22 protein-coding genes are annotated in these 23,278 nt (G+C 47.1%); 6 read left to right on the forward strand and 16 right to left on the reverse strand.

The window, feature by feature from the left end:
* Nucleotides 1–92: 92 nt before the first annotated feature.
* The 10 genes from ACO0LG_RS10205 to ACO0LG_RS10250 all read right to left on the reverse strand — a co-directional run bounded on the left by ACO0LG_RS10205 (nucleotide 93) and on the right by ACO0LG_RS10250 (nucleotide 9,607).
* Complete coding sequence (locus tag ACO0LG_RS10205; RefSeq protein ID WP_423025929.1) at nucleotides 93–908, reverse strand: arginase family protein; 816 nt, start codon at nucleotides 906–908, stop codon at nucleotides 93–95.
* Entirely contained in the window at nucleotides 905–2,143 is a 1,239-nt protein-coding gene (locus tag ACO0LG_RS10210) for a sulfotransferase (RefSeq protein WP_423025931.1), read from the reverse strand. Before ACO0LG_RS10210 ends, ACO0LG_RS10205 begins: the two co-directional genes overlap by 4 nt.
* Entirely contained in the window at nucleotides 2,143–2,838 is a 696-nt protein-coding gene (locus tag ACO0LG_RS10215) for a methyltransferase (protein ID WP_423025933.1), read from the reverse strand. Before ACO0LG_RS10215 ends, ACO0LG_RS10210 begins: the two co-directional genes overlap by 1 nt.
* 66 nt (nucleotides 2,839–2,904) lie before the next feature.
* Nucleotides 2,905–4,536: a response regulator gene (locus ACO0LG_RS10220; RefSeq protein ID WP_423025935.1), complete on the reverse strand. Its 1,632-nt coding sequence runs from the start codon at nucleotides 4,534–4,536 to the stop codon at nucleotides 2,905–2,907.
* Nucleotides 4,537–4,788: 252 nt separating this feature from the next.
* Nucleotides 4,789–5,256: an RrF2 family transcriptional regulator gene (locus tag ACO0LG_RS10225; RefSeq protein ID WP_423025937.1), complete on the reverse strand. Its 468-nt coding sequence runs from the start codon at nucleotides 5,254–5,256 to the stop codon at nucleotides 4,789–4,791.
* Between the two features lie 117 nt (nucleotides 5,257–5,373).
* The gene (gene hmpA / locus ACO0LG_RS10230; protein ID WP_423025939.1) at nucleotides 5,374–6,591 is read right to left on the reverse strand and encodes an NO-inducible flavohemoprotein; all 1,218 of its coding nucleotides are present in this window, start codon (nucleotides 6,589–6,591) and stop codon (nucleotides 5,374–5,376) included.
* A 237-nt stretch (nucleotides 6,592–6,828) separates the two neighbouring features.
* Nucleotides 6,829–7,389 (reverse strand): HNH endonuclease, encoded by a 561-nt coding sequence (locus ACO0LG_RS10235; protein WP_423025941.1) that lies wholly within the window; start codon nucleotides 7,387–7,389, stop codon nucleotides 6,829–6,831.
* 170 nt (nucleotides 7,390–7,559) lie between these two features.
* Nucleotides 7,560–7,793, reverse strand: coding sequence for a hypothetical protein (locus ACO0LG_RS10240; protein ID WP_423025943.1), 234 nt, complete (start codon nucleotides 7,791–7,793; stop codon nucleotides 7,560–7,562).
* Between the two features lie 450 nt (nucleotides 7,794–8,243).
* The gene (locus ACO0LG_RS10245; RefSeq protein WP_423025945.1) at nucleotides 8,244–8,489 is read right to left on the reverse strand and encodes a hypothetical protein; all 246 of its coding nucleotides are present in this window, start codon (nucleotides 8,487–8,489) and stop codon (nucleotides 8,244–8,246) included.
* Between the two features lie 158 nt (nucleotides 8,490–8,647).
* Nucleotides 8,648–9,607: a helix-turn-helix transcriptional regulator gene (locus ACO0LG_RS10250; RefSeq protein ID WP_423025947.1), complete on the reverse strand. Its 960-nt coding sequence runs from the start codon at nucleotides 9,605–9,607 to the stop codon at nucleotides 8,648–8,650.
* 100 nt (nucleotides 9,608–9,707) lie between these two features.
* Between ACO0LG_RS10250 and ACO0LG_RS10255 the strand changes: the two genes are divergently transcribed.
* The gene (locus ACO0LG_RS10255) at nucleotides 9,708–10,196 is read left to right on the forward strand and encodes a DUF1579 domain-containing protein (protein ID WP_423025949.1); all 489 of its coding nucleotides are present in this window, start codon (nucleotides 9,708–9,710) and stop codon (nucleotides 10,194–10,196) included.
* Between the two features lie 59 nt (nucleotides 10,197–10,255).
* Here the strand turns inward: ACO0LG_RS10255 and ACO0LG_RS10260 are convergent, their stop codons facing one another.
* On the reverse strand, nucleotides 10,256–11,215 hold the full coding sequence (locus ACO0LG_RS10260) for a bifunctional helix-turn-helix transcriptional regulator/GNAT family N-acetyltransferase (protein ID WP_423025951.1): 960 nt from the start codon (nucleotides 11,213–11,215) through the stop codon (nucleotides 10,256–10,258).
* Nucleotides 11,216–11,476: 261 nt separating this feature from the next.
* Between ACO0LG_RS10260 and ACO0LG_RS10265 the strand changes: the two genes are divergently transcribed.
* The 4 genes from ACO0LG_RS10265 to ACO0LG_RS10280 all read left to right on the forward strand — a co-directional run bounded on the left by ACO0LG_RS10265 (nucleotide 11,477) and on the right by ACO0LG_RS10280 (nucleotide 14,614).
* Nucleotides 11,477–11,788: a FeoA family protein gene (locus ACO0LG_RS10265; protein ID WP_423025953.1), complete on the forward strand. Its 312-nt coding sequence runs from the start codon at nucleotides 11,477–11,479 to the stop codon at nucleotides 11,786–11,788.
* Nucleotides 11,788–13,677, forward strand: coding sequence for a ferrous iron transporter B (gene feoB, locus ACO0LG_RS10270; protein WP_423025955.1), 1,890 nt, complete (start codon nucleotides 11,788–11,790; stop codon nucleotides 13,675–13,677). The genes ACO0LG_RS10265 and feoB overlap by 1 nt, the downstream gene beginning before the upstream one ends.
* Before the next feature lie 3 nt (nucleotides 13,678–13,680).
* Nucleotides 13,681–13,944 (forward strand): hypothetical protein, encoded by a 264-nt coding sequence (locus ACO0LG_RS10275; RefSeq protein WP_423025957.1) that lies wholly within the window; start codon nucleotides 13,681–13,683, stop codon nucleotides 13,942–13,944.
* 115 nt (nucleotides 13,945–14,059) lie between these two features.
* Nucleotides 14,060–14,614: a hypothetical protein gene (locus ACO0LG_RS10280; RefSeq protein WP_423025959.1), complete on the forward strand. Its 555-nt coding sequence runs from the start codon at nucleotides 14,060–14,062 to the stop codon at nucleotides 14,612–14,614.
* 106 nt (nucleotides 14,615–14,720) lie between these two features.
* Here the strand turns inward: ACO0LG_RS10280 and ACO0LG_RS10285 are convergent, their stop codons facing one another.
* Both ACO0LG_RS10285 and ACO0LG_RS10290 read right to left on the reverse strand, forming a co-directional pair.
* Entirely contained in the window at nucleotides 14,721–16,322 is a 1,602-nt protein-coding gene (locus tag ACO0LG_RS10285) for an ABC-F family ATPase (protein WP_423025961.1), read from the reverse strand.
* A gap of 240 nt (nucleotides 16,323–16,562) precedes the next feature.
* Nucleotides 16,563–18,641, reverse strand: a complete 2,079-nt coding sequence (locus ACO0LG_RS10290; protein WP_423025963.1) for a 3-hydroxyacyl-CoA dehydrogenase NAD-binding domain-containing protein — start codon at nucleotides 18,639–18,641, stop codon at nucleotides 16,563–16,565.
* Nucleotides 18,642–18,969: 328 nt separating this feature from the next.
* On the opposite strand from ACO0LG_RS10290, the gene ACO0LG_RS10295 reads away from it, so the two are divergent.
* Nucleotides 18,970–20,445 carry a diguanylate cyclase gene (locus ACO0LG_RS10295; protein WP_423025965.1) on the forward strand — a complete coding sequence of 492 codons (1,476 nt, stop codon included), beginning with the start codon at nucleotides 18,970–18,972 and terminating at the stop codon, nucleotides 20,443–20,445.
* A 78-nt stretch (nucleotides 20,446–20,523) separates the two neighbouring features.
* Here the strand turns inward: ACO0LG_RS10295 and ACO0LG_RS10300 are convergent, their stop codons facing one another.
* Genes ACO0LG_RS10300 through ACO0LG_RS10310 form a run of 3 tightly spaced genes read right to left on the reverse strand, consistent with a single transcriptional unit; the run spans nucleotide 20,524 to nucleotide 23,278 of the window.
* Complete coding sequence (locus ACO0LG_RS10300) at nucleotides 20,524–21,234, reverse strand: ABC transporter ATP-binding protein (RefSeq protein ID WP_423025967.1); 711 nt, start codon at nucleotides 21,232–21,234, stop codon at nucleotides 20,524–20,526.
* Entirely contained in the window at nucleotides 21,231–21,995 is a 765-nt protein-coding gene (locus tag ACO0LG_RS10305; RefSeq protein ID WP_423025969.1) for an ABC transporter ATP-binding protein, read from the reverse strand. Before ACO0LG_RS10305 ends, ACO0LG_RS10300 begins: the two co-directional genes overlap by 4 nt.
* Nucleotides 21,992–23,278, reverse strand: a complete 1,287-nt coding sequence (locus tag ACO0LG_RS10310) for a branched-chain amino acid ABC transporter permease (RefSeq protein ID WP_423025971.1) — start codon at nucleotides 23,276–23,278, stop codon at nucleotides 21,992–21,994. The genes ACO0LG_RS10305 and ACO0LG_RS10310 overlap by 4 nt, the downstream gene beginning before the upstream one ends.

Consider the following 23,278-nt stretch of genomic DNA (forward strand, 5'->3'; position numbering starts at 1 on the left):
CGTGAGAGCCGCGCCGAACATTCAAGAGTGGTACAAGCATGTGTTTTGCATTGCCGTTGACATCACATCATGCAACAATGAAACATTGTTTTTTATTCTAGTTCTTCAAGTAAATTTAAGCAAGCAATAGCGGTTTTATTATCCAGGTCTTGCTCTTCATGCCAAGCAGAAACAGACACCGCAACAATTTTAAATTGTCTCAATACAGAAAAAAGTGCCGATATCTGTGCATGTGATGGCCCTTGCCGGACATGGTATTTAAGTGCAGGCATTTCGGGTCTGTCATCAATCACATCCGTATCAAAATGCAAATAAATGTTTTCATCCAGCGACAGATGCTTGCTGATTTCATCAATTTTGCAAGTCCGTATCTTTGAACTCTCCAAGGATTCTTTTTCTCCAGGATCCACGTCCCGGGCATCAGACAGAATGATTTGCTCCTCCGGATAAGCCTCAATACCAACTTCTTGTAAAAAAGAACCAATGGCATCCCGCTCATTTTTGCGCCTGTCACGCCGCCCGACCAGAATGGACAAGGGCATACCCCCCAGATATTGGGTCTGCGTAGTTCCCCATGTGTGAAAATCGCCGTGTGCATCCAGCCACAATATACGGTCAGGTTGCCTGCCCGCTTTTTGCAGCCCCGCCACTACAGCTATAGTAGAAAAACAGTCGCCAGCAATGCAGACTACACGGTCGCCGTGCTCAGTGATTTGCTGGACCCGATTGGCAAGATTTGCATAAATATGTCCCATCCTGCGCAATTTTTCATTCGCATCAGCAATAGCAGTTTCTTTGAACTCAGGAATATTTACTATTTCCCAGGGATGCGCACTGACATCATTGACACGGCCAAGGCCATCCCTTCTTTGCCCGGTCAAAAATGGAATGAGTAAGTGTTTATTCATAGCCAGGTTTCAGGATTCATGGAATAAGCCAAGGTATCCATCATCATCTGTACATCCTTTCGTTCTCCCATGCGCAGCAAACTGGCTTCACGCTTATGCCAGCGCCGGATTTTGGGTGCCTCGGTCGCCATCGTCACTGGGAAAACAGGTAAGCTCTGCATATCTGGCAAGCCCAGGTAAGAAGTGATTTTCTGCATGATTGCGGCGGGGCTGGATAAAAATTCTTCAAATGAAACAGAAAGAGAGGTGACCTGACTTGAAACAATGGCCTGATGCGCAGACAACCATTGATTTAGACAAACCTCTTCCAGACTGGCAGTCATGTATTCTTGCCAATTAGGTGGTAAATCGAATTTCCACCAGCGTTTGCCAAAACTGACAGTATCGGAGTAGCCTTTGATCGATAGTTCAAGCCCCAGGCGCTCCAGATCGCGTGAAAAAAAAGCAACTGGCGACAACCAGCCATCCATCAAGCCGTTCACTGACTGCGCATAGCCTCTGGTCAGATGCAGATACTTGATACTGGCATTTGGAAACAGCTGCTCATACATGCCTATCCTGTAAACATCAGGAGGTGTCTTGAATAGCAAAATTTTATGCTCAACATCAGCAGATTCCAACTGTCGCCGATGTTGGCGGGGAATGACAAATGGCGGTTCTTCGAGTTTGAACGGCTCATTAAACCAATGACTTGCAGCAGGATTTTTTTTTCCGTCGTAGTAATCCTGTCTCCAGGTCTCACTTTTAAAAACACGCGACAGCACCAAATCTTGCAGCATGGCTTCGCCCTGTATCCTCTTTTCTATTGCCAGACGAAAAACCGCATCGAGATCATGTATGAGTTGAAGATAGGCCCGCTCTTCAGAGAATAAGGCTGGAAATTGCATCAGGAGACGTTTTCGCCATCTGTTTTTCAGAAATGTATAGTCAGACTCGCCCTCTACGGGCAAAGTCATGTCATCAAAAATATTGTCCAGCAGGGTGTCTTGATTGTCGATGGACTTGAGGGCATCGCTATCTGCATTGAAGGCGAGCCCATTTCTCGTCAGCGCAAGAAATGGCTCCATTTCACCATCAAGTGAGGCAATCCCGGGATGCGATGAGAGCACGCTTTTAAGCAGGCTGGAACCTGATCTGGGCGACGTCAGGATAACCGCAACATTCTTGACACGCGTTGCCAGATCTGTATGCGCTACCTCACGCAAATTATTGACAACGTCTATGACGTCCATCATTAACCCGGCTGCTTTGCACGCCTCATCACAAAGGCATAGAATTTTTTTGTCTCTGCCTTGTCGGCAGCTGCACTCGCCAGTGTTCTGACGGTCAAACCGGCAGCTTTTGCCAATTCCCTGATCTTATCAATGGCACCAAAATTGGATTGAGAAAAATAAATGCGGCCTTCCGGCTTGAGGTACTTGCCAACTTCCGCAAAAAATTGTGTATTCGTCTTGAAATCAGTATCCCATTGCGAACTGGCGACGACATCATGTGCGGGCTTGTTGCGAAATGGCAAGTTAGCGGTAATAACGTCAAACTGCTCCCCCTCCAGCGCCTGAAAGAGGTTGGATTTTTTGACTTTCATCAGTTTGTCAAAACCATGCAGTTTCGCGTTGTGTTTGGCACTCTTGATCGCTGCAGGATTAATATCGACCGCCGTCACTTTGCTTGCACCACCGTAACAGGCAAAAATAGCAATCACCCCTGAGCCCGTGCCTACATCCAGTACGCTTTCACCTGGCTTGATCTTCAAACTCTGCACCAGCGGCTGGCTGTCCGTGAATGGCCAAAAGGTTTCCGGAAAAACCAGAAATTCTTTTCCCAGGTATTTCACTACTTTGCCTTCGGGCGGGATGGTCTTGAATGCCTTTTGTCTGTTCTTTTGCCACCGGTCTATGTGTGCGAGGCTATTTTCTGATGTCTGCTCCATATCCATCCTTTCATATATAAAACACTAAAAAAGTGTTCATCAGCGTAAGGACACTGATGCCTCAAGTCAGTTTTTATTTGCCGCAAACTCCAGGGCCTTATCCACAGCCAATGCAAATTCCTCAATATTGATAGGTTTAGTAATGTACGAAAAGAAACCGGCCGTTTTCCCGCTTTCGAGATCTGCAGGCATTGCATTTGCCGTCACAGCAATGACCGGAATGTGCGTAGTCCTTGGGTCACTCTGCAAAAACCGCATGGTTTCTATACCGTCTATACCTGGTAAATTAATATCCATCAAAATGACGTCTGGCAAATATGAACGTGCCTGCTCTATACCCAGCAAGCCATCAGTAGCCGTCAACAAAACCAGGTCAGAGCGCAAGCGTATCAATTCAGCGACCAGTCTCAAGTTGGTAGGATTGTCTTCCACATACAACAGGCATTTCTGTGCACTCGATCTCTCGCTTTGCACAGTTTCATCAACCATGGTTTTGATGTCTGGCTTCCGGTAATGGCTATCGGCAACAGAACCGGGGAATCTGACCCAAAATGTACTGCCTGCACCTACCTGGCTATTGATGCCTATGCTGCCGTCCATTGCTTCAACAAGATGCTTGACTAATGACAGTCCGATGCCTGTTCCTTCTTCATTGAATACTTCTCGCCCAAGACGGTTAAATGGCTGAAAAATGGTTTCCAATTGAACCGCACTGAGCCCTACACCAGTATCTGTTACTTGAATACAGACATGAAGATCATCTTCCAGAAATGCAGCAACACTGACAGAGCCACTTTGCCGGTTATATTTGATGGCATTCGACAATAGATTAATCAATACCTGCTTGAGTCTAATCCGGTCTGCATTCACATGCAGGCAAGTGTTTTCTGCAAAACCGACATTAATTCCACGCTTCTGGGCCAGCGGTTCTATCATTGTCTTACACTCTGCGAATACCTCATCAAGAGTGATGACTTCTACAGATAATTTCATTGCGCCGGACTCTACTTTTGCCAGATCAAGAATTTCATTAATCAAGGCCAATAAGTGGCTGCCTGCTTCTTCTATATGTTTGGCGAATTCTTTTTTCTCTTCGAGACTGGTTTGCAGACTATCAGACGCCAGAATCTGGGCAAAACCAAGGATGGCATTCAAAGGAGTACGCAATTCATGGCTCATGTTCGACAAAAAAGTCGATTTTGCACGATTTGCAATTTCTGCATGCATCCTGGCCTGCTCGAGGTCTTGATTCAGCATTACCAGTTCGGCAGTATGTTCGCGTAGTTGCTGTTCCAGTCTGGCATTTGCCATACGTAACTGACGCGTCTCCATGGCACGCACCAACACGGGCAAAATGGCTGATATTTTGAATGGCTTGATAATGTAGTCAAGTGCGCCTACCTTCATCGCCTTGACTGCTGATGAGATGCTGCCCTCGCCTGTCATGACTATGCATGCGAGGTCAGTATCGATCTTGCGGGCGGACTCAACCATGGCAATGCCATCAAGATCAGGCATCATCAAATCTGTCAGCAATAAATCAAATGTATGGTTGCGAAGATGTGCAAGTGCTTCGATTCCATTTGCAAAACCTGTAGTTTCATAGTTATGGTCGCGCAACAAATCACACAATGCCTGCATATGTGCGGTTTCATCATCGACGATCAAAATGCGGGCTTGCATCTGGGACACTGTCATCTGAACTCCTGGCATTAGCTAAATGCTCATATCTATCGCACTATCGCAGACCTGGCACCAGGCATGTTTTGCCAAGAGATTATTTTTCTTGCAAAAACACCATGCCTACTTTGCCAAGCGGTCTTATTACATGGCCTTGTAAGCATATTAGCATTTTTTAAAAAACAATAATGAGGAATAAACAATGCGAGATTCAATGACGAAAGAGATGATGTATCGCCCTTTGAAATAGTGGGTCAGTTACCAGGGCATTTAAGAAAGTTGCGTGAATTTTGCACTATCGATGAAGCCAGATCGATGCAACATAATGATGGCTTCCTGCGTATGGCCGCCGACAGCATCTTGTAGTGTGTATTGGTCAAGCGTTGTGTAAAACACCAACAACGCCTCATCAAGTAAAGATTTAAGCTGGCAATTGCCGCGTAGTGCGCAAGGCGGGATGGCACAGTCTATTAAGGCATTTCCGCCTTCCAGTTCACGGATAATGCTGCCCAGCCGATAATTTTTTACGTCTTGCGCCAGAGCCATCCCGCCACCCTTGCCCCTGGTCGTGATGATCCAGTTTTTTTGTGCGAGAAAATGCACCACCTTGACCAGATGGTTGCGGGAGATTGAAAATTTAGTGGCAATCTCGCTGATTGTCACTGGCTCTTGTCTGTCTTTGTGGCTCAGATACATGAGCACACGTAGTCCCAGGTCGGTGAAATGGGTTAATTGCATAAATGATTTTCTGATGTTGCCTTATGGCCCGGCCATGTTAATACAATTAATACAGAACTGCAGCAAAGCAATGTCATCGGCTTTAATCCATACTAACCCTGGCATTGCAATGACATGTCAGTGTGCAAATCCACCGCTGCCAAAAGCTTCTTTATGTATGCGTGTGGATGCAATACCCAGACTCTTCAAGCTGGCGATTTGCACTTGCATGAACGAGCGCGGTCCACACACATAATAGTCAGCTTCAGGCAAAATAAAGCCGCTTGCCACAGTGTTCAGATCCAACCGCCCTTCCTGATCATAATCGACCGATTGCTGATCTTCCGCGCGTGGCACTTCGTAATATGTCAGTGATTTGACTTGTGTATATTGCTCATTCAAGTCACGCACTTGTTGCTTGAATGCGTGCACGCCACCATGTCGGCAAGCATGTACGAAACGAATTTCCCGTTTGCTGTTTTGTTTTAGCAAATGCTCCAGCATGGCAAGTTTTGGGGTCACGCCTACGCCAGCACTGATCAGTACCACCGGCGTATCCCGGTCTTCATGCAAAACAAAATCTCCCATTGGTGGTGCCACATCAATCAAGCTGCCTTCGTGACAATCTCTATGCAATACATTGGAAACCAGACCAGCAGGTTTTCCTGCCATTTCCGCCTCACGTTTGACAGAGATACGCAAATATGCCTGGCCTGGCGCACATGAAAGACTGTACTGACGCGGCTGCATCATTCCTAATTCAGGCACAAATACTTTGATTGAGATGTATTGACCCGGCTTGTAATCAGGCACAGAGCCACCGTCCACAGCTTGCAAATAGAACGAGCTTATTTCTTCACTTTCCACTATTTTTTTGCTGATGATGAAACTACGCCATCCTGTCCACCCACCCGGAGTTATTGCAGCTTTTGCATAGATAGCGTTTTCTTGAGCAATCAATATATCTGCCAGTTGCCCATACGCTGCTGCCCAGGCCACCAATAATTCTTCACTGGCAGCATCTCCCAATACTTCCTTGATTGATGCCAATAAATGCATGCCGACGACAGGATAATGCTCTGCCCTGATACCTACACTGACATGTTTGTTCGCTACCAGAGTTAAAGTCGGCATCAGGACCGCGGGATTGTCGATGTGTTCTGCATAAGCCAAAACCGCCATTGCCAGAGCCTGTTGCTGGCTGCCAGATTGCTGATTGCCCTGATTGAAGACGGGCTTTAATTCCGGGTTATGAGAGAACATGCGCGCATAAAAATGGCGCGTCAAGCTGACACCATATTCTTTCAATACCGGCACTGTGGCTTTTACTAAATTTCTTGTATGAGTGTCTAACATATTCCATCTTATAGATATATAAAAAATACATGTTTAAAGTCACACCAAGTAGTGAACAACTTCAAACGGACTGGTACATTCAATACAATATCCAGCATCATAAGGCATATAACATGTATTGTAAATACATTTTAAAAGAAAATGGAATTGAAGATCCATTCACTATGATAAATATACTAGCAAAAAGGGTATGACTCTGCAAACATTGCAGCACTCATACCCTTACTCTCTAGTTCACTATAATAAACGACTATGTCTGGGTAGTTTTGCTGAAAGATATTCCAGTTGATCTGCAATCACATTCCTTCCACTTAAAATGAAGTGCTCGAAACGGCAAGGTGCATACGGCACATAAATCAAAGGCTTGAAGTCGTGTACAAACTTATTGCCTTTTGCGTGATTGCAGTCCTTGCAGGCGGTTACACAATTTTCCCAGACATCTTTTCCACCACGCGAACTCGGCAAAATATGATCGCGTGACAATTCCTGGTAAGGAAAGGTCTCGCCACAATAAGCACAGATGTGTCTGTCACGCGCATATAGCAGACGGTTACCATCTCCCAAGGGAATCTGATGACGGCTGTTCCTGGACATGCGTTCACTATTACGTATAGAGATAATAGGCTTGATGAAGATTTTTGATTGTTCACCATCCTTGTTGTAGCCACCACGCAGCATGATAATCTGATCACCAATATCCCACGCTACTTTTTTTGCGGCGTACTGAGTCGCAGCATCGTTCTGACTTATCCAGTCATAAGGTACCCCAGCTATATCCAAAACCAATATTTGTTGCATACATCACCTGTTTGTATGGGATGTTTTTCCAATTTGGGAAGACGGATTGATAGGTGCTCGCCGCACATGCCGTCGCCATCACGACGACTTGTTCTTTCATTGTAGCCACGATTTGCTGATGCTGTAAGACATGATGATCAAATTTCAGTCTAATCGCCTTTCAAATGCATCTAACGGCGTTTTTTCCACGAGTATTCTGGCACCGCGTCAGCAACACCTGCATGACCAACTGAATCAGGATTTTCACACGACATCGTTATATGACGAATCGCTGCGCCCTGCCGCTGCTCTGCGCGCAAAAACTCAGTGAATCGCAAGGCATCGACCATGCAATCATTGGCAAACTCTTTCGAGGATGCCTGTTCTTTTCCATCAGTACAGATGGACCAATAAATCATAAACATAATTTTCTATTTTTCTTGTTTTTATAGGATGACAAAATACATGCCTTAATCCACCACTGAAATTTTCTTTTTTGCAGTGTTATCCGCAGTGGAAAGTATAGGTCTCATCACAAAATGAAGTGCCAGCATGTTAAAAATGACCTGATCTCAAGTCACTTTTAACATGCTGCGAATATCATTCGATATTCACAGCATGCCCCCTGCCCGCGACATGTAGAAACACGTAGCGGAAGGGCTATCAATACATCTTCCCGAATTGTTAAAGAATCCCGTGTTATCCGGCGTTTTCCGGCACGACCGCCAAACGGCGGGTTTTACTACTGTTTTTCCAATGCTCATCTGTCAAAGCATGAATTTTAGAAACCAAAAAGGCAAAAAGCCCGGAGCTTTGCAGGCATCCGGGCTTTTCAGCTCTCATCAAGTAGCAGATTTATATCTGCTTTCTTGATTTCAAGGGTTTGCACCCCGAATGTCCATCATCATAGTCCTGCAAAATGCGAACTCATTGCCGCCATCCTGGCCGCCAAAGTCCTTGACTGTGCCGCATGCTGGCACCGGTGCCATCGCAAAAATCGTTCCTGCAGCAAGAACGTCAGCTTCGCTTATCTCCATCCACTTGCCCAATAGTCTGCCTGCCCGCGTGGCGAGGCTAGAACTTGCCTGAATCAGTGATTGATAAGTGCTTTGCGTATTCATATGCTTGCTAATTTCGAGGCTTTTTCATTATTGACCATGCCATCTTGTCATAGTTCTTTCTAATTCACAAGCCTTAAAAGAATAATTTCTTCATTTAAAGAAGAAATTATATGCTTTGTGACGTTTATCTTATCGATTATCTTATCGATTATCTTATATTAGGGCAGGCAATTCTGTAATAAGCGGTTTGCCACCTCTTTAAGCTCAGTGTGCAATTGCGCGGGCTTACGAATTTCAAAATCAAAGGGCAAAGCGGCCAATTGTCTTGCAAACCAAGTCAAATCTTCAGACTGGTTATACAACATTACGCCCTCCGTAGTTTGCTCCAACACAGCAATCGAGTCTGACAGATGTCCGCGCGCCCTTTGCATATCAGTTTTCAACAAGACTTCGACACTGTAGGCGCGGGGAATAGCCGCCACAGCGCTACGCAGATATGTGATGACACTGAAATTGGCAGGAACATCAAAATTTCTGGCCTGTAGATCTGCATGTATCACTCTGTCCAGCCTGAAACTACGTATATCTCGTCGTAAATGGCAAAAACCAACTAAATACCAACATGCTGCGTGAAAGGCCAGACCATAGCCATCGACCATCCTTTCGCTTTCAACATCATTCGCACCGCGGTATCGCAAGTGCATCGCTTGTTTGTGCGCAACGGCATGGCTTAGCATGGCCAAGATCTCTTTATCAGCCGGCACTGCGGCGGGTTGCAGATTGAGTTCTATCGCTATATCTGCTGCCTTCAATCTTCGCCTAAGTTTGTCTGGCAGAATTCTTTGCAATTTTGCCTGTGCACTTTCTATCGATGATGCACCGTCAAGCAGTTTCATCTGGCGTGCGACAGACAGGGCAATGGAGATGGCAAAGCCCTCCTCTTCATTAAACATCATGGGCGGCAATTTAAAACCGGGCATGATGGAATAGCCACCATGGCGACCGCGCGCAGTCATGATGGGTATGCCCATTTCTTCCAAGGTGACGATATAGCGACGCAGGCTGCGCCGATCAATGTTCAATTTCTGTGCCAGGTCAGCACCACTGATCTGCCCTTGATTTTGCAAGAGCTCCAGCAATGCAAGGACGCGGGTGGTGGGATGATAACTTTGAGACATGTGCCAAGTTTATGCAATTAATAGGATGAATTATGCCCTATATAGTCTCTATTCTTTCGCTTATTGCTTCTGCCGAAGCATGTTTAACTGAGGAGAAATCATGCATACCAGAACAAATACCGCAGGCGTCGCCGACTTTGATTTTTTTATTGGTAACTGGAAGGTCAAACACCGTCACCTTAAAGAGCGGCTTGCCAACTGCCAGGACTGGCTGGAATTTGATGGCAATACCGCCGTTAGTAAAATTCTTGGTGGCGCTGGCAATATCGATGACAACTTACTTGATATGCCAGGTGGCGCATACCGTGCAGCTACCTTACGTTCATTCGATGCAGAAAAAGGCATCTGGTCCATTTGGTGGCTGGATGGCCGTTATCCGACTCAGCTGGATGTGCCCATGCAGGGGTGTTTTGAAAATGGCAATGGACAATTTTATGCAGATGACACCTTCGCTGGCCAGGCAATACGAGTGCGCTTTTTATGGAGCGTGCCAGCGCCAGATCAACCTCGTTGGGAGCAGGCATTTTCAGTGGATGGCGGTACTCAATGGGAAACTAATTGGGTCATGGATTTTTACAGGACAGAATAAGAGCGCAAGATGTCACCGCTGCACTGCTACTGGTTAATGCTGGTTTCCGGTGATCGACCTTACCTAGTAATGGGGCGGGCAAATCGCTGTTCTATGACCTCCTCACCCCATTGCTGGCCGGGGCGCTCTTCAAGCATGATAAAGCCAGCTTGCTCATATAAGCGGCGTGCAGCATCCAGGCCTTTAAATGTCCATAGTTGTATTTCACTGAATTGCCGCTGATCGCAAAAGGAAACTGCTTCGCTCAGTAAACGCCTGCCTATCCCGCTGCCACGTAATTCGTCATCGACGATAAACCAGCGCAGGTGGGCAATATTGTCACCAAGGTCTTCACCATCAATCGCGATGGTAGCGACAACTTTGCCGTCACTGACTGCAAACCATAACTGATTGCATGATCTATCCAGACGTCCGACAAACCCGGCTATGCCGCTGGCAACTTTGGCCTCAAAGAAATGCCCGAATCCTGAAGTACGTGCGTAGTAGCGCGCATGCATTTCTACCGCACGGCCAAGCACACCGGGGTGATAGCCACATTGAATATTTACCTCTGAAATGATAGAAGACGATACACCCTCACGACCGGCCTCCAGTGCTTTTGTGTATGTAAACAGGCCATCTCTCACTTTTTCATGAGCTGACAGAGGGATATTTTTTAATGCATTGCTGACTTGCCGATGAGCAAACTGGTTGATGCTGTCCAAAGTCCGCCTGCCTTTTGATGTCAGCGCGAGTTCTTTTCCTCTCGCATCTTTTTGGCTACTGGTTTCTACCAGTTCACCACTTTCTACAAGCTTGCGCACCATACGGCTAACACTTGATTTTTCCAGACATAGCACACTGCAAAGTTCCGTCGCACTGAGAACGCCATGTTCACCAATCTCAATTAAGGCATGCACTGCAGATGCAGAGTGACTTGTACCCGCCAGAGTTGGCTTCATGAATCCAAGTTCACGTACCAGCCTGCGAGAAGCATCACGGATGTCTTGGATAGAAGGGGAAGGAATTTCAGTGTTCATGATTCATCCACATATAGTTGCATAACACAACTATATTCTGGAATCCAGTTTTTATGCAAGAATTTATTTCAGGTCACGCAATCATAAAAAATTAATAAAAATATAAATTTGTTACTAAAGGAAAAATAATTTCATTAAAGCTCTGATCAATCGCAAAGTCCGTCATTCCGGGCCTGTATAGCGGTTGAATCATAATCGGTATTGATATATATTCTCATTATCATTTAGAGTTACGCTTTTCTTCGCCACAGGAATTTCGCCATGAGCAGTTTGCCATTACAGCAAGCAATTTCTACCACACTGAATCTGATGAAAGTCGGTGATACCGGTGTCGTTGAAGACGTGCAGGAACAAGGCGATGTGAAGGATGAAAGCCTGTTCAATATTACCCGCCGCCTGAAAGAACTAGGCTTTGTCAAAGGCGAATCGGTCAAGATATTACACAAAGGCTATTTTGGCGGCGAACCACTGGCAGTCAGGATAGGTCAATCTACCTTTGCATTGCGAAATTTTGAAGCAGCATTGATTGGTGTCATCCCCGGCGTTACTCACTCAGGAAAAGTAGGAACATAGTGAACGAATTGTTTTCTCCGCTCATCGCTCTTGTCGGTAACCCTAACTGCGGAAAAACTGCACTCTTCAATCGATTGACAGGTGCGCGACAAAAAGTAGCCAATTATGCAGGCGTGACGATAGAACGGAAAGAAGGTAAATTCCGCTCGGATGCAGGGCGCCAATGGCAGGTACTGGATTTGCCAGGTACCTACAGCCTGCATGCCATTACTCCTGACGAAAAAATCACTCAGGAAGTAGTCACTGGTGTTCGCACTGATGAAACCATGCCAGATGCCGTGGTATGCGTGGTGGATGCCACCAATTTGAAACGCGGCTTGCGTGTAGTATTTGAATTGTTGGCGCTAGGCCAGCCGCTGATACTCGCTGTCAACATGATGGATATCGCTAAGAAGCGCCATATCCACATTGACATTGCTGCTTTAAGCCGTAAGCTGAATATTCCTGTTGTTGAGACCATTGCGGTCGATCCCAAAGGGATAGATGCACTCTTGACTGAACTGGAAACGTTGGCGCAAACACTCCAACCAAATGCCAACGTCACACCACATGCTCTTTCCGCGCAAAGCCCTGAAAGCTTGCAACAACAAGCCAATGCGGTGCTGGAAGCCTGCGTCACGCAAGATGTTGACGCGGCCAGCGAACGAGCTGGCACTTTGAGTTATCGCCTCGATAGCTGGATTTTACATCCAGCTATCGGCCCCATCATTTTTGCTACCCTGATGTTCCTCGTATTCCAGGCGGTATTCGCCTGGGCACAGGCACCAATGGACTTGATCAAGTCAACCATCGATGCGGCTGGTACTTCTGTTGAATCAGCACTGCCGCCCGGAGTACTGCAAGGCTTGCTGGTGAAGGGTGTGATAGGCGGTGCTGGCAGCGTGCTGGTGTTTTTGCCGCAGATTGTTATCCTGTTCTTCTTCATCCTGATCATGGAAGACTCCGGTTATTTGCCACGAGCTGCATTTTTGCTCGACAGGGTCATGGGTAAAGTCGGCCTGTCTGGTCGTGCCTTTATCCCGCTACTGTCGAGTTTCGCCTGCGCAATCCCTGGCATCATGGCAACCAGGACAATACAAAACCCGCGTGACCGTCTGGTGACGATCATGATTGCCCCCTTGATGACTTGTTCAGCGCGCTTACCAGTATACGCACTAATCATTGCTGCCTTTATTCCTGATCAAACTGTATTGGGCATACTGAATTTGCAGGGCCTGGTGTTGTTTGTTTTGTATCTGGGAGGCATAGTCTCGGCCATGCTCGTGGCCTACTTCTTCAAAAAGAAATGGGGTAGCGAAGTGCATCAACAGGCTTTGATGCTGGAATTGCCGGATTACCGCTGGCCAAATTTGCGCAACCTGCTGCTGGGTTTGTGGGAAAGAATCAAAATTTTCACTACCCGTGTTGGCACTATTATTCTGTCTCTCATGATTTTGCTGTGGTTCCTCAGCAGTTTTCCTGGCGCGCCAGAAAATGCAACGCAGCCACCGATTTATTACAGCATTGCCGGTTACCTGGGTCGTGCGCTGGAAGTGATATTTGCGCCCATAGGTTTTAACTGGCAAATATGTATTGCGTTGGTACCCGGTTTGGCAGCACGCGAAGTTGCTGTGGCAGCTCTGGGTACAGTATACGCACTATCACAATCCGGAGAGGAACTGAGTCGCTCACTGGAGCCCCTGATTGCCCATTCATGGAGCATACCTACTGCCCTGTCCCTGCTGGCATGGTATGTTTTCGCGCCGCAATGTGTCGCGACCCTGAGTGTCGTCAAACGTGAGACCAACACCTTGAGATACCCAGTCATCATGGCTGCTTATTTATTTGGCCTGGCCTATTGCGCATCTTTCCTGACCTATCATATTTCCAGTTTTTTCCTGGGGAGATAAGACATGCAAAACCTGATCGCAGTTCTAATGTTGACACTGGCATCTGTGTATCTGTTATTGAAATGGATGCCAACGGCGACCAAGGAAAAAATACGGGCATTCAGTGTCAGCCGTGTTCCAGCACTTGCGCCTGTGTTTGCAAAGATGGTCAAGCAAACTGCAGGTTGTGGTTCTGGTTGCAGCAATTGTTCATCGTCATCAAACGACACATGCACTAGCTTTTCCGAATTAAAAACTGTTAAGTTCGTCCGCAAGCCATCTAATTAAAGATGAGAACTGCATTTACCTGCATTTCATTGGCAGGCCGGCTGAATTGATGTATTCTCGAATAAAGTGGAAACAATTTCTACTATATCGAGACAAGCAAAGGCCGTAGCTGGATATGAACGCAAGCATCTACGACAAGACCGAAAAAGGCCGCGAAGAAATCACGACCAGAAAGTATCAGCTGGCATCCAGATTGCGTACTTTACTGGTCATGATAGATGGCAAGCAAACTGCGGCTGACATCATGAAAAAAGTCGCAGCTTTGGGTTTGACAAAACAAAATCTGCAAGAGCTTCTGGAACAGGAATTCATTATTGAAATTGCCGTTCAAACCGACCCCCTCCCTTTCTCGACAGAATCCTCAGCGCCACCAGAAATTGAATCAACAGCGGCCACTGCTAACATTGCAGGCAATTTAACAGTGCTTGCAGCTCCAGAAATGACGGATGCCGAGCGTTTCCAGGCTCTGTACAACTTCTACAATGAGACTATCAAGAGTGCCATAGGTTTGCGTGGTTATGGACTGCAACTCAAGGTAGAGCGTGCATCAAATATAGATGATTTTCGTGCTCTGCGACAGACATATGTGGAGGCAGTTCAAAAAGCCAAGGGGCCAGAAATGGCACGTAGTCTGAGCGACAGACTTGATTTACTCCTAGGTAAAGCTTGATGGAGTAAAGCCTGGTTAAGTAAAATTTAGATAGTCCCAAAACTTACGCACGAAAAAAAGCCAGGTTCGCCTGGCTTTTGATTTATTCACTATCTTTACTATCCGTTTATTCAATGCCCTGGCTACTCAGGTATTCTTCATACGTTCCCTGGAAGTCGATGATTTTATTTTCCTTGATTTCCAATACTCGCGTCGCCAACGAAGACACGAATTCACGGTCATGCGACACGAAAATCAGGGTGCCCGCATATTTTTCCAGCGCAATATTCAGTGATTCGATAGATTCCATATCCATATGGTTGGTTGGCTCATCCATCAACAGGACATTATGGCGACCCAGCATCAGCTTGCCATACATCATGCGACCTTTTTCACCACCTGATAAAACCTTGACTGATTTTTTGACGTCATCACCACCGAACAGCAAGCGACCCAGGATAGAACGCACGGCCTGATCGTCATCACCCTCTTGTGTCCACTGACCTATCCAGTCGGTCAGGTTTTTATCGGACGCAAATTCTTCGGTAGGATCTTGCGGCATATAGCCAACATTGGCATTTTCTGCCCATTTAACGACACCATAATCAGCATGCATCCCAGTGATGTCATCGCCGCCTATACAACGCAACAGCGTGGTTTTACCGATACCGTTAGCGCCGATAATCGCGATTCTTTCACCCGCCTCCACCATCAGATCGACATTCTTGAACAATGGCTTGTCGTAAGCTTTGCTCAGAGATTGCACTTCCACGGCAAGTCTATGCAATTTCTTTTCGCCATCGAAACGCACGAAAGGATTTTGACGGCTGGATGGTTTGAAATCTTCAATCTTGATTTTATCAATCTGCTTGGCGCGTGAAGTTGCCTGACGTGCCTTGGATTTATTGGCAGAGAAGCGACGGACAAAGTCTTGCAGTTCAGCGACCTTTTCCTTTGCCTTGGCATTGTTGGCCATTTGCTGCGCACGTGCCTGTGACGACGCCAGCATATAGTCATCGTAATTACCCGGATACACTTTCAGGGTACCGTAATCCATGTCTGCCATGTGCGTACATACCTGATTCAGGAAATGGCGATCATGGGAAATGATGATCATGGTGGAATTGCGCTCGTTCAGAATATCTTCCAGCCAGCGGATGGTATTGATGTCCAGGTTATTCGTCGGCTCATCAAGCAGCAAAATGTCTGGGTTGGAGAACAAGGCCTGCGCAAGCAAGACGCGCAGTTTCCAGCCTGGGGCAACAGCGCTCATGACTCCTTGGTGCTGATCAATCGGTATGCCTACGCCCAGCAATAATTCACCAGCCCGTGCCTCAGCAGTGTAACCATCATATTCAGCGAACTTGGCTTCTAAGTCTGCGGCCTTCATGTAGTCGTCATCAGTCGCTTCAGGATTGGCATAGATCGCATCCCGTTCCGCCATCGCGGCCCACATCTCGGTATGGCCCATCATGACTACTTCCAGCACACGCATTTCTTCAAACGCAAACTGATCCTGACGCAATTTACCCAGGCGCTCATTTTGATCCAGCATGACCGTGCCTGAAGATTGCTCAAGGTCACCGCCAAGGATCTTCATGAAGGTTGATTTGCCGCAGCCATTGGCACCGATCAGGCCATAACGGTTACCTTCGCCAAATTTGACAGAGATATTTTCAAACAGCGGCTTGGGGCCGAACTGCATGGTGATATTAGCGGTAGAAAGCACAGAAAACCTTTTGCAATAAATATGGGGATTAACCGCACATTATAGCATTGTGGTGCATTGTGTTTTTGGCGACTCGCAGACAAGCCCATGATTGATAGAGAAATTATGGGATTTAGGAAGGAGATACGCCCTGACTGGTCATTTTTTTCTGGCGAGATTACCTCTTTACCAATAACAAATGGCTTGCCTAAAGAGTAATTTTTTCAGGCAAGCCACTCATTTCATTCCAATTAAGTTTATTTAATTGAAAGTTTTTCCTTCTGCAGCCAGTTTTGCTAACAACGGAGCTGGTTTCCAGGCATCGCCATGGCGGCCTTTGGCATATTTCTCCATGGCCATGACCACATTCGGCAAGCCCACGGTATCTGCATAGAACATAGGGCCACCAGTATGTAGTGGGAATCCATAGCCAGTCAGATACACCATATCGATATCAGACGCACGCGTCGCTATACCTTCTTCCAGGATATAGGCTGCCTCATTGACCAGCGCAAATATCAGACGCTCGACGATTTCCTGATCAGAAATCTTGCGACGCGTAATACCCAGGTCAGCAGAGTGCTGGATGATCATGTCATTCACAATGCTTGAAGGATAAGCTTTGCGGTCGCCTGGCTTATAGTCATACCAGCCCGCGCCCGTTTTTTGACCAAAACGACCCAATTCGCAGAGTAAATCTGCTGTTTTGGAATACGTGATCTGTGGTTTTTCTACGTAACGGCGCTTGCGGATATACCAGCCGATGTCATTACCCGCCAGATCACCCATACGGAACGGCCCCATCGCAAAGCCCATTTTCTCCACCGCTTTATCCACCTGCTCAGGTGTGCAGCCTTCTTCCAGCAAGAAACCTGCCTGACGACTATATTGTTCTATCATGCGATTGCCGATAAAGCCGTCACAAACGCCTGAGACAACACCAGTTTTCTTGATTTTTTTGGATAGGCCCAACACAGTTGCCAACACATCTTTGGCTGTTTTTTTGCCACGTACGATTTCCAGCAATTTCATGACGTTTGCCGGACTAAAGAAATGTGTGCCGATAACATCTTCAGGACGTTTAGTGAAGTCAGCAATCTTGTCGACGTCAAGTGTTGATGTATTCGACGCTAAAATTGCGCCCTTCTTCATGACTTCGTCGAGTTTTTTGAAGACCTGTTCCTTGACGCCCATGTCTTCAAACACGGCTTCAATGACGATATCCGCCTGAGCAATCTCTTCATACGACAGAGTGCCTGTGATCAGACCCACACGCTGGTCAAATTTCTCTTGCGTCAGCTTGCCTTTTTTAAGCGTGTTTTCATAATTCTTGCGTATCGTTGCCAGGCCTTTATCCAGTGCATCTTGCTTCATTTCCAGAATTTGCACTGGGATGCCAGCATTGGCAAAGTTCATGGCAATGCCGCCGCCCATGGTACCAGCACCGATAACGGCAACCGATTTGATAGGGCGTGTTGGCGTATCTTCTGGTACATCCGGCAATTTGCTGGCCGCACGCTCACCAAAGAAGGCGTGACGCAGTGCTTTGGATTCTGTGGTTTGCACCAGATCAACGAACAATTCACGCTCAAATTTGATGCCATCATCAAATTTCTTGGTGACCGCAGCCGCCACAGCTTCTATGCATTTCAAAGGTGCAGGGAAAGGGCCTGCCATGGCGCGCACTGTGTTGCGTGAGAATTGTAAATAGGCCTCATAGTTCGGATAATCGATCTTGATATCGCGTACTCTTGGCAAGGGGCGAACATCAACAACCTTGGCCGCAAATGCGAGTGCCGCTTCCAGTACATCACCTTCCACCACTTCATTGAAGATCGCTGTCTTAGCCAGTTTTTCTGATGGTATCGCTGTGCCGGAAACGATCATATTCAAAGCCATTTCCAGACCTAGCACGCGCGGCAGCCGTTGTGTGCCGCCAGCACCTGGCAAGATGCCCAATTTAACTTCAGGCAAGGCAATTTGCGCCCCTTTGGATGCGACGCGATAATTACAACCCAGTGCCAACTCCAGGCCACCACCCATGCACACTGTGTGAATAGCAGCGATGACAGGCTTGTCAGATCCCTCAACTACATTGATGAGCGTATGCAGGCTAGGTTCTGCAGATGCTTTGGGGGAATTGAATTCTTTGATATCCGCACCGCCGGAGAATGCTTTACCAGCACCTGTAATGACGATGGCTTTGACCGCATCATCGTTCAAGGCTTGTTTCATGCCATTCACCGCCGCTGTGCGGGTGGCATGACCAAGGCCATTCACGGGTGGATTGTTGAGGGTAATTACGGCGATATTGCCATTCACTTGATATTCGGCGCTCATGTCTCTTCCTATAGGTGAAATACTGCTTGGATTTGCCAGTTCAGTGCTTTTAAAAAATCTGGTGTAAGCTTATTTTTGCTTACTATACCGCAAAATAGTACGAGCGTATTATTTTATTTTAATTCCAATACAAGTGCCATAAAAAGAATTCAGACTTTGTGAAGTACATCTCAAGCTGCCTCTGTGTCTTACTATCTGCTACAGTACTTTAGTCTATCGAGCGCCAGAATATTGGAAAATCTGGATTTAAAACCCCGAGTCCAACATGATTGAGTAGGACGAATTTTATTCATTGCAAAGCTGATGGAGAACCGGAGTTCTTGAGCTGATGATGCATCCCATACCAAGCTGGACTGAGCAAATCAAGGCTGCAGCTATTACGGGTGCCATCGTGTTTGCTGCATGCATGCCGGGAATAGTCAGCCGTCCCATGGGGCATCTGGCGGCATTATGGCCAGCCAACGCACTGCTGATTGGGTTATTTGTACGCTTTCGCACGTTAAATAATCCCGGTGGGTGGTTCGGCGCAATAATGGCTTATGTTGTTGCCTATTCACTGACCAATAGCGCAACCGACTTAATGACAGTCAAGAATTTATCTACCAGTTTGTTGCTGACTGGGGGCAATCTTGCTTGCGTCATCACAGGTGTTCTGCTTTTCGCCTGGCTGGATGAAGAACACCGTCGTTTGAAACACCCACTTTCTGTGCTTTACCTTGCACTGGTAGCGTCATGCGTCGCAGCATTTGCTGGCGTGCTTGGCAATATGACCGACCCGATATTATCCAATGCCAACCCACTGAAAGGCTGGGCATTCTGGTTCGTGAATGAACTGGTCAATTTGATGGCAGTTTTACCTGTCATGCTGAGTTTGCCAGACTTGTCAGGGTTTAGATTAAACCGCCGCCGCGCTTTCAAAACGGACCATATCCGTATTGGTAAAATATTGCCCATAAGCGCTCTCCTGATGTCTTTTTCCCTGGGCATCATCATAGGCGGGCCCGGCGCTCCCGTATTCCCTATCCCTGCCTTGCTGTGGTGCGCATTAAGCTACGACATTTTCATCACCAGCGTACTGACCTTACTGTACAGCGGCTGGGTGTTGATTTCTATGTCACTTGGTTATTTGCCCATCTCTATCGTCAACATGAATTCGCGTCCCATGCTGCTCTCAATACGTATAGGGGTGAGTCTGCTGGCGCTGGCACCGCTTACCGTTGCATGCGTCATGGCCGCGCGTGAAGAACTCTTGCGCCAACTCAAGTACATTGCTGAGCATGATCAACTGACTGGCCTGTTAAACCGACGAGCATTTAATGAACGCGCTTCCAGTGCACTGGGCAGGCTTGTTGATCAAAAAAGGCCAGTCGCAATATTGATGCTGGATATTGATAAATTTAAGGACGTGAATGATACCTACGGACATGCCGGTGGTGACCGCGTATTGGTCGCTTTTGCACGTATAGCCAGTGCAGGCTTGCGCGATATTGACATGTTGGGCCGTATCGGTGGTGAAGAATTCGCTGCAATATTGCCCGATTGCGGGCGTAAGGAAGCAGAAATGATTGCGCAACGCGTACGCAACAAGCTAGCCAATACCCCTATTGACGTTAGCGACTCTCAGCAAATACCAGTGACTGTCAGTATAGGCGCCAGCTTTGTGCATCAGGCCGTGCCTGATATTGAAGCGCTATTATTAGTCGCCGACAAGGCACTTTACCGTGCAAAAGAAAACGGGCGGAATCGGGTTGAAATTGATGATTTTACTGATATAAAACAAGAAAGTGATCAGGTTATGGAATAATCTGGATGATTATTATTTGAACCTGACCACGCATAGCAAACCTGATATGCCTCTTACTACCTGCAGCTACAGAAGGCCCTAAACTTCCAACCATTCCTTACGGATATTTTCATTGGCACGCAAATCTGCTGGCGTGCCTTCAAATACGATGCTGCCATGTCCCATGACATATACGCGCTGTGAAATCTCCAAAGCGATGGCAAGTTTTTGCTCCACCAGCAAAACCGATACACCGCGGTTTTTCAACTCTTTCAGATATTCCGCGACCAGTTCAACAATCTTTGGTGCCAGGCCTTCTGTAGGCTCATCAATCATGATCAGATCGGGGTCACCCATCAGGGTGCGGCATAGGGTCAGCATTTGTTGCTCGCCGCCTGACATCACACCCGCCTGGGTATTCCTGCGCTCACGCAGACGCGGGAACATCTGGTACATATCTTCTATGCTCCAGCGTGGTTTTTTGTCCTTGGGGCGGCCAGATTTTTCGCCCAGCATCAAATTTTGCTCCACAGTCAAGGTCGGGAAAATATCGCGGTTTTCAGGTACATAGCCTAGACCCTTATGGGCAATCTGAAAGGCTTTCAAACCGATGATTTCTTCCCCCTTGAACAGGACAGAGCCTGTCGCATTCACCTGCCCCATGGTCGCCTTGACCGTGGTTGAACGCCCGACACCGTTGCGCCCCAACAGGCTGACAATTTCACCAGCATTGACCTGCATATCGACACCATGCAAGACATGGCTCTTGCCATAGAAAGCATTGAGATTTTTAATCGTCAGTAAGCTCATTCAACCTCCACCGGCGCATGACCACCCAGATAGGCGTCTTTGACTTTTTGGTTATTGCGGATATTGGCGGGTGTGTCGCAGGCAATGACCTCGCCATAGACAACCACTGCAATCTTATCGGCCAAGCCGAAGACCACGCTCATGTCGTGCTCTACCATCAACAGGGATTTGCCGACTGTGACCTTGCGTATCAATTCAACCGCAGCATCAGACTCAGAACGGCTCATGCCCGCTGTAGGTTCATCGAGCAAAATCACGTCAGCGCCGCCAGCGATGGTGATGCCAATTTCCAGCGCGCGCTGTTCCGCATAAGTTAGCAAACCAGCCGTGACATTGCGCCTGCGTTTGAGGCCAATTTGCTCCAGCACTGCTTCTGCCCTTTCATGTGCATCCTTCAAGCCATTCAATCTGTGCCAGAACGAATATTTATATCCCAGCGACCACAAGACCGCGCAGCGCAGGTTTTCATACACAGAGAGGCGATGAAATATATTTGTTATCTGAAAACTGCGCGACAAGCCGCGACGGTTGATTTCATATGGCTTCAAGTGAGTAATGCTCTCACCATTGAGCAGGATATCTCCGGAAGTAACAGGGAAGCGGCCAGAAATTAAATTAAACAGCGTGGATTTGCCAGCACCATTAGGGCCAATAATGGCAAAACGTTCGCCTTTTGGCACCTGCAAATTGGCACCCTTGATGATTTCTGCACTACCAAAGGACTTTCGTACCTCTTTTAATTCAAGCGAAAAGCCTGTCATGCTTGCGCCCTCCGCATTTGTTCTTCAATTTCAGTGTTGACTTGGCCCCAGTGTTCAGCAAAACCACCTTTGAGTTTGATGCAAGCAAAAATGCCGATGGCTATAACAACTACTGTCATCGCCCACCAACTGCTGCTGGCCGTATCTATCGAAATACCAAACATTTGTATGACTGCGCTTTGGGTCGCTTCCAGGGTGCGTTGATACAGCATTTCTACTGCCAATATGACGCCGGCTGCTGTCACGGCTGCCGACAGTACCAGTTTCCACATACTTGGCCACACACGTTTGAACATACCAAATTTCGCCACACGCAAATTCATCATGATGATGCTCGCCATACCACCTGGTGCGTACATAACAATGAGGATAAAGATAACACCCAGATACAGTTGCCATGCCTTGGTCAGGTCCGACAGCATTACAGTCAGGAATACACCCAGGATAGCTCCTATCAAAGGACCAAAGAAGAAACCTACGCCGCCAATGAAGGTGAACAATAGCACTGCACCGGAACGGATGGCACTGACATTTTCTGCCGTCACAATTTCAAAGTTAATAGCTGATAAACCACCGGCAATACCTGCAAAGAAAGCAGACAAAATCAGTGTCAGGTAACGTACCCATTGAGTGTCATAGCCGATGAACTCAACCCGTTCAGGATTATCCCGCACTGCATTCACAATGCGCCCTAATGGGGTTTGCGTAAATGCATACATGCCTATGGTGCTGATAAATAGCCAGAAAGCGATCAGGTAATACACCTGAATTTGAGGCCCATATGTGATGCCCAAAAAAGACGAACCTATGATGCGGTTGGTGGAAATGCCACCCTCACCTCCAAAGAAACTCGGGAACATCAGCGAACAGGCAAACACCAGTTCCACCATACCCAGAGTAATCATGGAGAAGGTCGTGCCTGATTTTTTTGTCGTGACATAACCAAACAAGATCCCAAAGAACATGCCGGCGAAACCGCCGATCAAAGGGATGAGTGTGACTGGAAAAATCAGGCTTCCTGCTGTCATCAGGTTCATCGCATGAATGGCGAAGAAAGCGCCCAAACCAGAATAAACCGCATGCCCGAATGACAGCATGCCACCCTGCCCCAGTAACATATTGTAGGAAAGGCCAAAGATCATCAATGTGCCGATTTGTGAAAGCAAGGACAATGATCCGCCAGTGCTAAAAATCATTGGTGCAAGGATGAGCAGGAAAGCAAAGCTGCCCCAGATAATCCAGCGCGCCAGATTGATAGGTTTGAATACTAAAGGTTTGCTCAT

Source organism: Undibacterium sp. Ji42W (genome assembly GCF_049340405.1).
Classification (GTDB): Bacteria; Pseudomonadota; Gammaproteobacteria; order Burkholderiales; family Burkholderiaceae_D; genus Undibacterium.

What these genes read in the sequence shown, in the direction of transcription:
- ACO0LG_RS10205 (WP_423025929.1), bottom strand. Translation starts at nt 908, where the DNA reads ATGAATAAACACTTACTCATTCCATTTTTGACCGGGCAAAGAAGGGAT.
- ACO0LG_RS10300 (WP_423025967.1), bottom strand. Translation starts at nt 21,234, where the DNA reads ATGAGCTTACTGACGATTAAAAATCTCAATGCTTTCTATGGCAAGAGC.
- ACO0LG_RS10260 (WP_423025951.1), bottom strand. Translation starts at nt 11,215, where the DNA reads ATGAACACTGAAATTCCTTCCCCTTCTATCCAAGACATCCGTGATGCT.
- ACO0LG_RS10240 (WP_423025943.1), bottom strand. Translation starts at nt 7,793, where the DNA reads ATGTTTATGATTTATTGGTCCATCTGTACTGATGGAAAAGAACAGGCA.
- ACO0LG_RS10295 (WP_423025965.1), top strand. Translation starts at nt 18,970, where the DNA reads ATGATGCATCCCATACCAAGCTGGACTGAGCAAATCAAGGCTGCAGCT.
- ACO0LG_RS10275 (WP_423025957.1), top strand. Translation starts at nt 13,681, where the DNA reads ATGCAAAACCTGATCGCAGTTCTAATGTTGACACTGGCATCTGTGTAT.
- ACO0LG_RS10290 (WP_423025963.1), bottom strand. Translation starts at nt 18,641, where the DNA reads ATGAGCGCCGAATATCAAGTGAATGGCAATATCGCCGTAATTACCCTC.
- ACO0LG_RS10225 (WP_423025937.1), bottom strand. Translation starts at nt 5,256, where the DNA reads ATGCAATTAACCCATTTCACCGACCTGGGACTACGTGTGCTCATGTAT.
- ACO0LG_RS10265 (WP_423025953.1), top strand. Translation starts at nt 11,477, where the DNA reads ATGAGCAGTTTGCCATTACAGCAAGCAATTTCTACCACACTGAATCTG.
- ACO0LG_RS10305 (WP_423025969.1), bottom strand. Translation starts at nt 21,995, where the DNA reads ATGACAGGCTTTTCGCTTGAATTAAAAGAGGTACGAAAGTCCTTTGGT.
- ACO0LG_RS10210 (WP_423025931.1), bottom strand. Translation starts at nt 2,143, where the DNA reads ATGATGGACGTCATAGACGTTGTCAATAATTTGCGTGAGGTAGCGCAT.
- ACO0LG_RS10310 (WP_423025971.1), bottom strand. Translation starts at nt 23,278, where the DNA reads ATGAGCAAACCTTTAGTATTCAAACCTATCAATCTGGCGCGCTGGATT.
- ACO0LG_RS10235 (WP_423025941.1), bottom strand. Translation starts at nt 7,389, where the DNA reads ATGCAACAAATATTGGTTTTGGATATAGCTGGGGTACCTTATGACTGG.
- hmpA (WP_423025939.1), bottom strand. Translation starts at nt 6,591, where the DNA reads ATGTTAGACACTCATACAAGAAATTTAGTAAAAGCCACAGTGCCGGTA.
- ACO0LG_RS10215 (WP_423025933.1), bottom strand. Translation starts at nt 2,838, where the DNA reads ATGGAGCAGACATCAGAAAATAGCCTCGCACACATAGACCGGTGGCAA.
- ACO0LG_RS10245 (WP_423025945.1), bottom strand. Translation starts at nt 8,489, where the DNA reads ATGAATACGCAAAGCACTTATCAATCACTGATTCAGGCAAGTTCTAGC.
- ACO0LG_RS10250 (WP_423025947.1), bottom strand. Translation starts at nt 9,607, where the DNA reads ATGTCTCAAAGTTATCATCCCACCACCCGCGTCCTTGCATTGCTGGAG.
- ACO0LG_RS10280 (WP_423025959.1), top strand. Translation starts at nt 14,060, where the DNA reads ATGAACGCAAGCATCTACGACAAGACCGAAAAAGGCCGCGAAGAAATC.
- ACO0LG_RS10255 (WP_423025949.1), top strand. Translation starts at nt 9,708, where the DNA reads ATGCATACCAGAACAAATACCGCAGGCGTCGCCGACTTTGATTTTTTT.
- ACO0LG_RS10220 (WP_423025935.1), bottom strand. Translation starts at nt 4,536, where the DNA reads ATGACAGTGTCCCAGATGCAAGCCCGCATTTTGATCGTCGATGATGAA.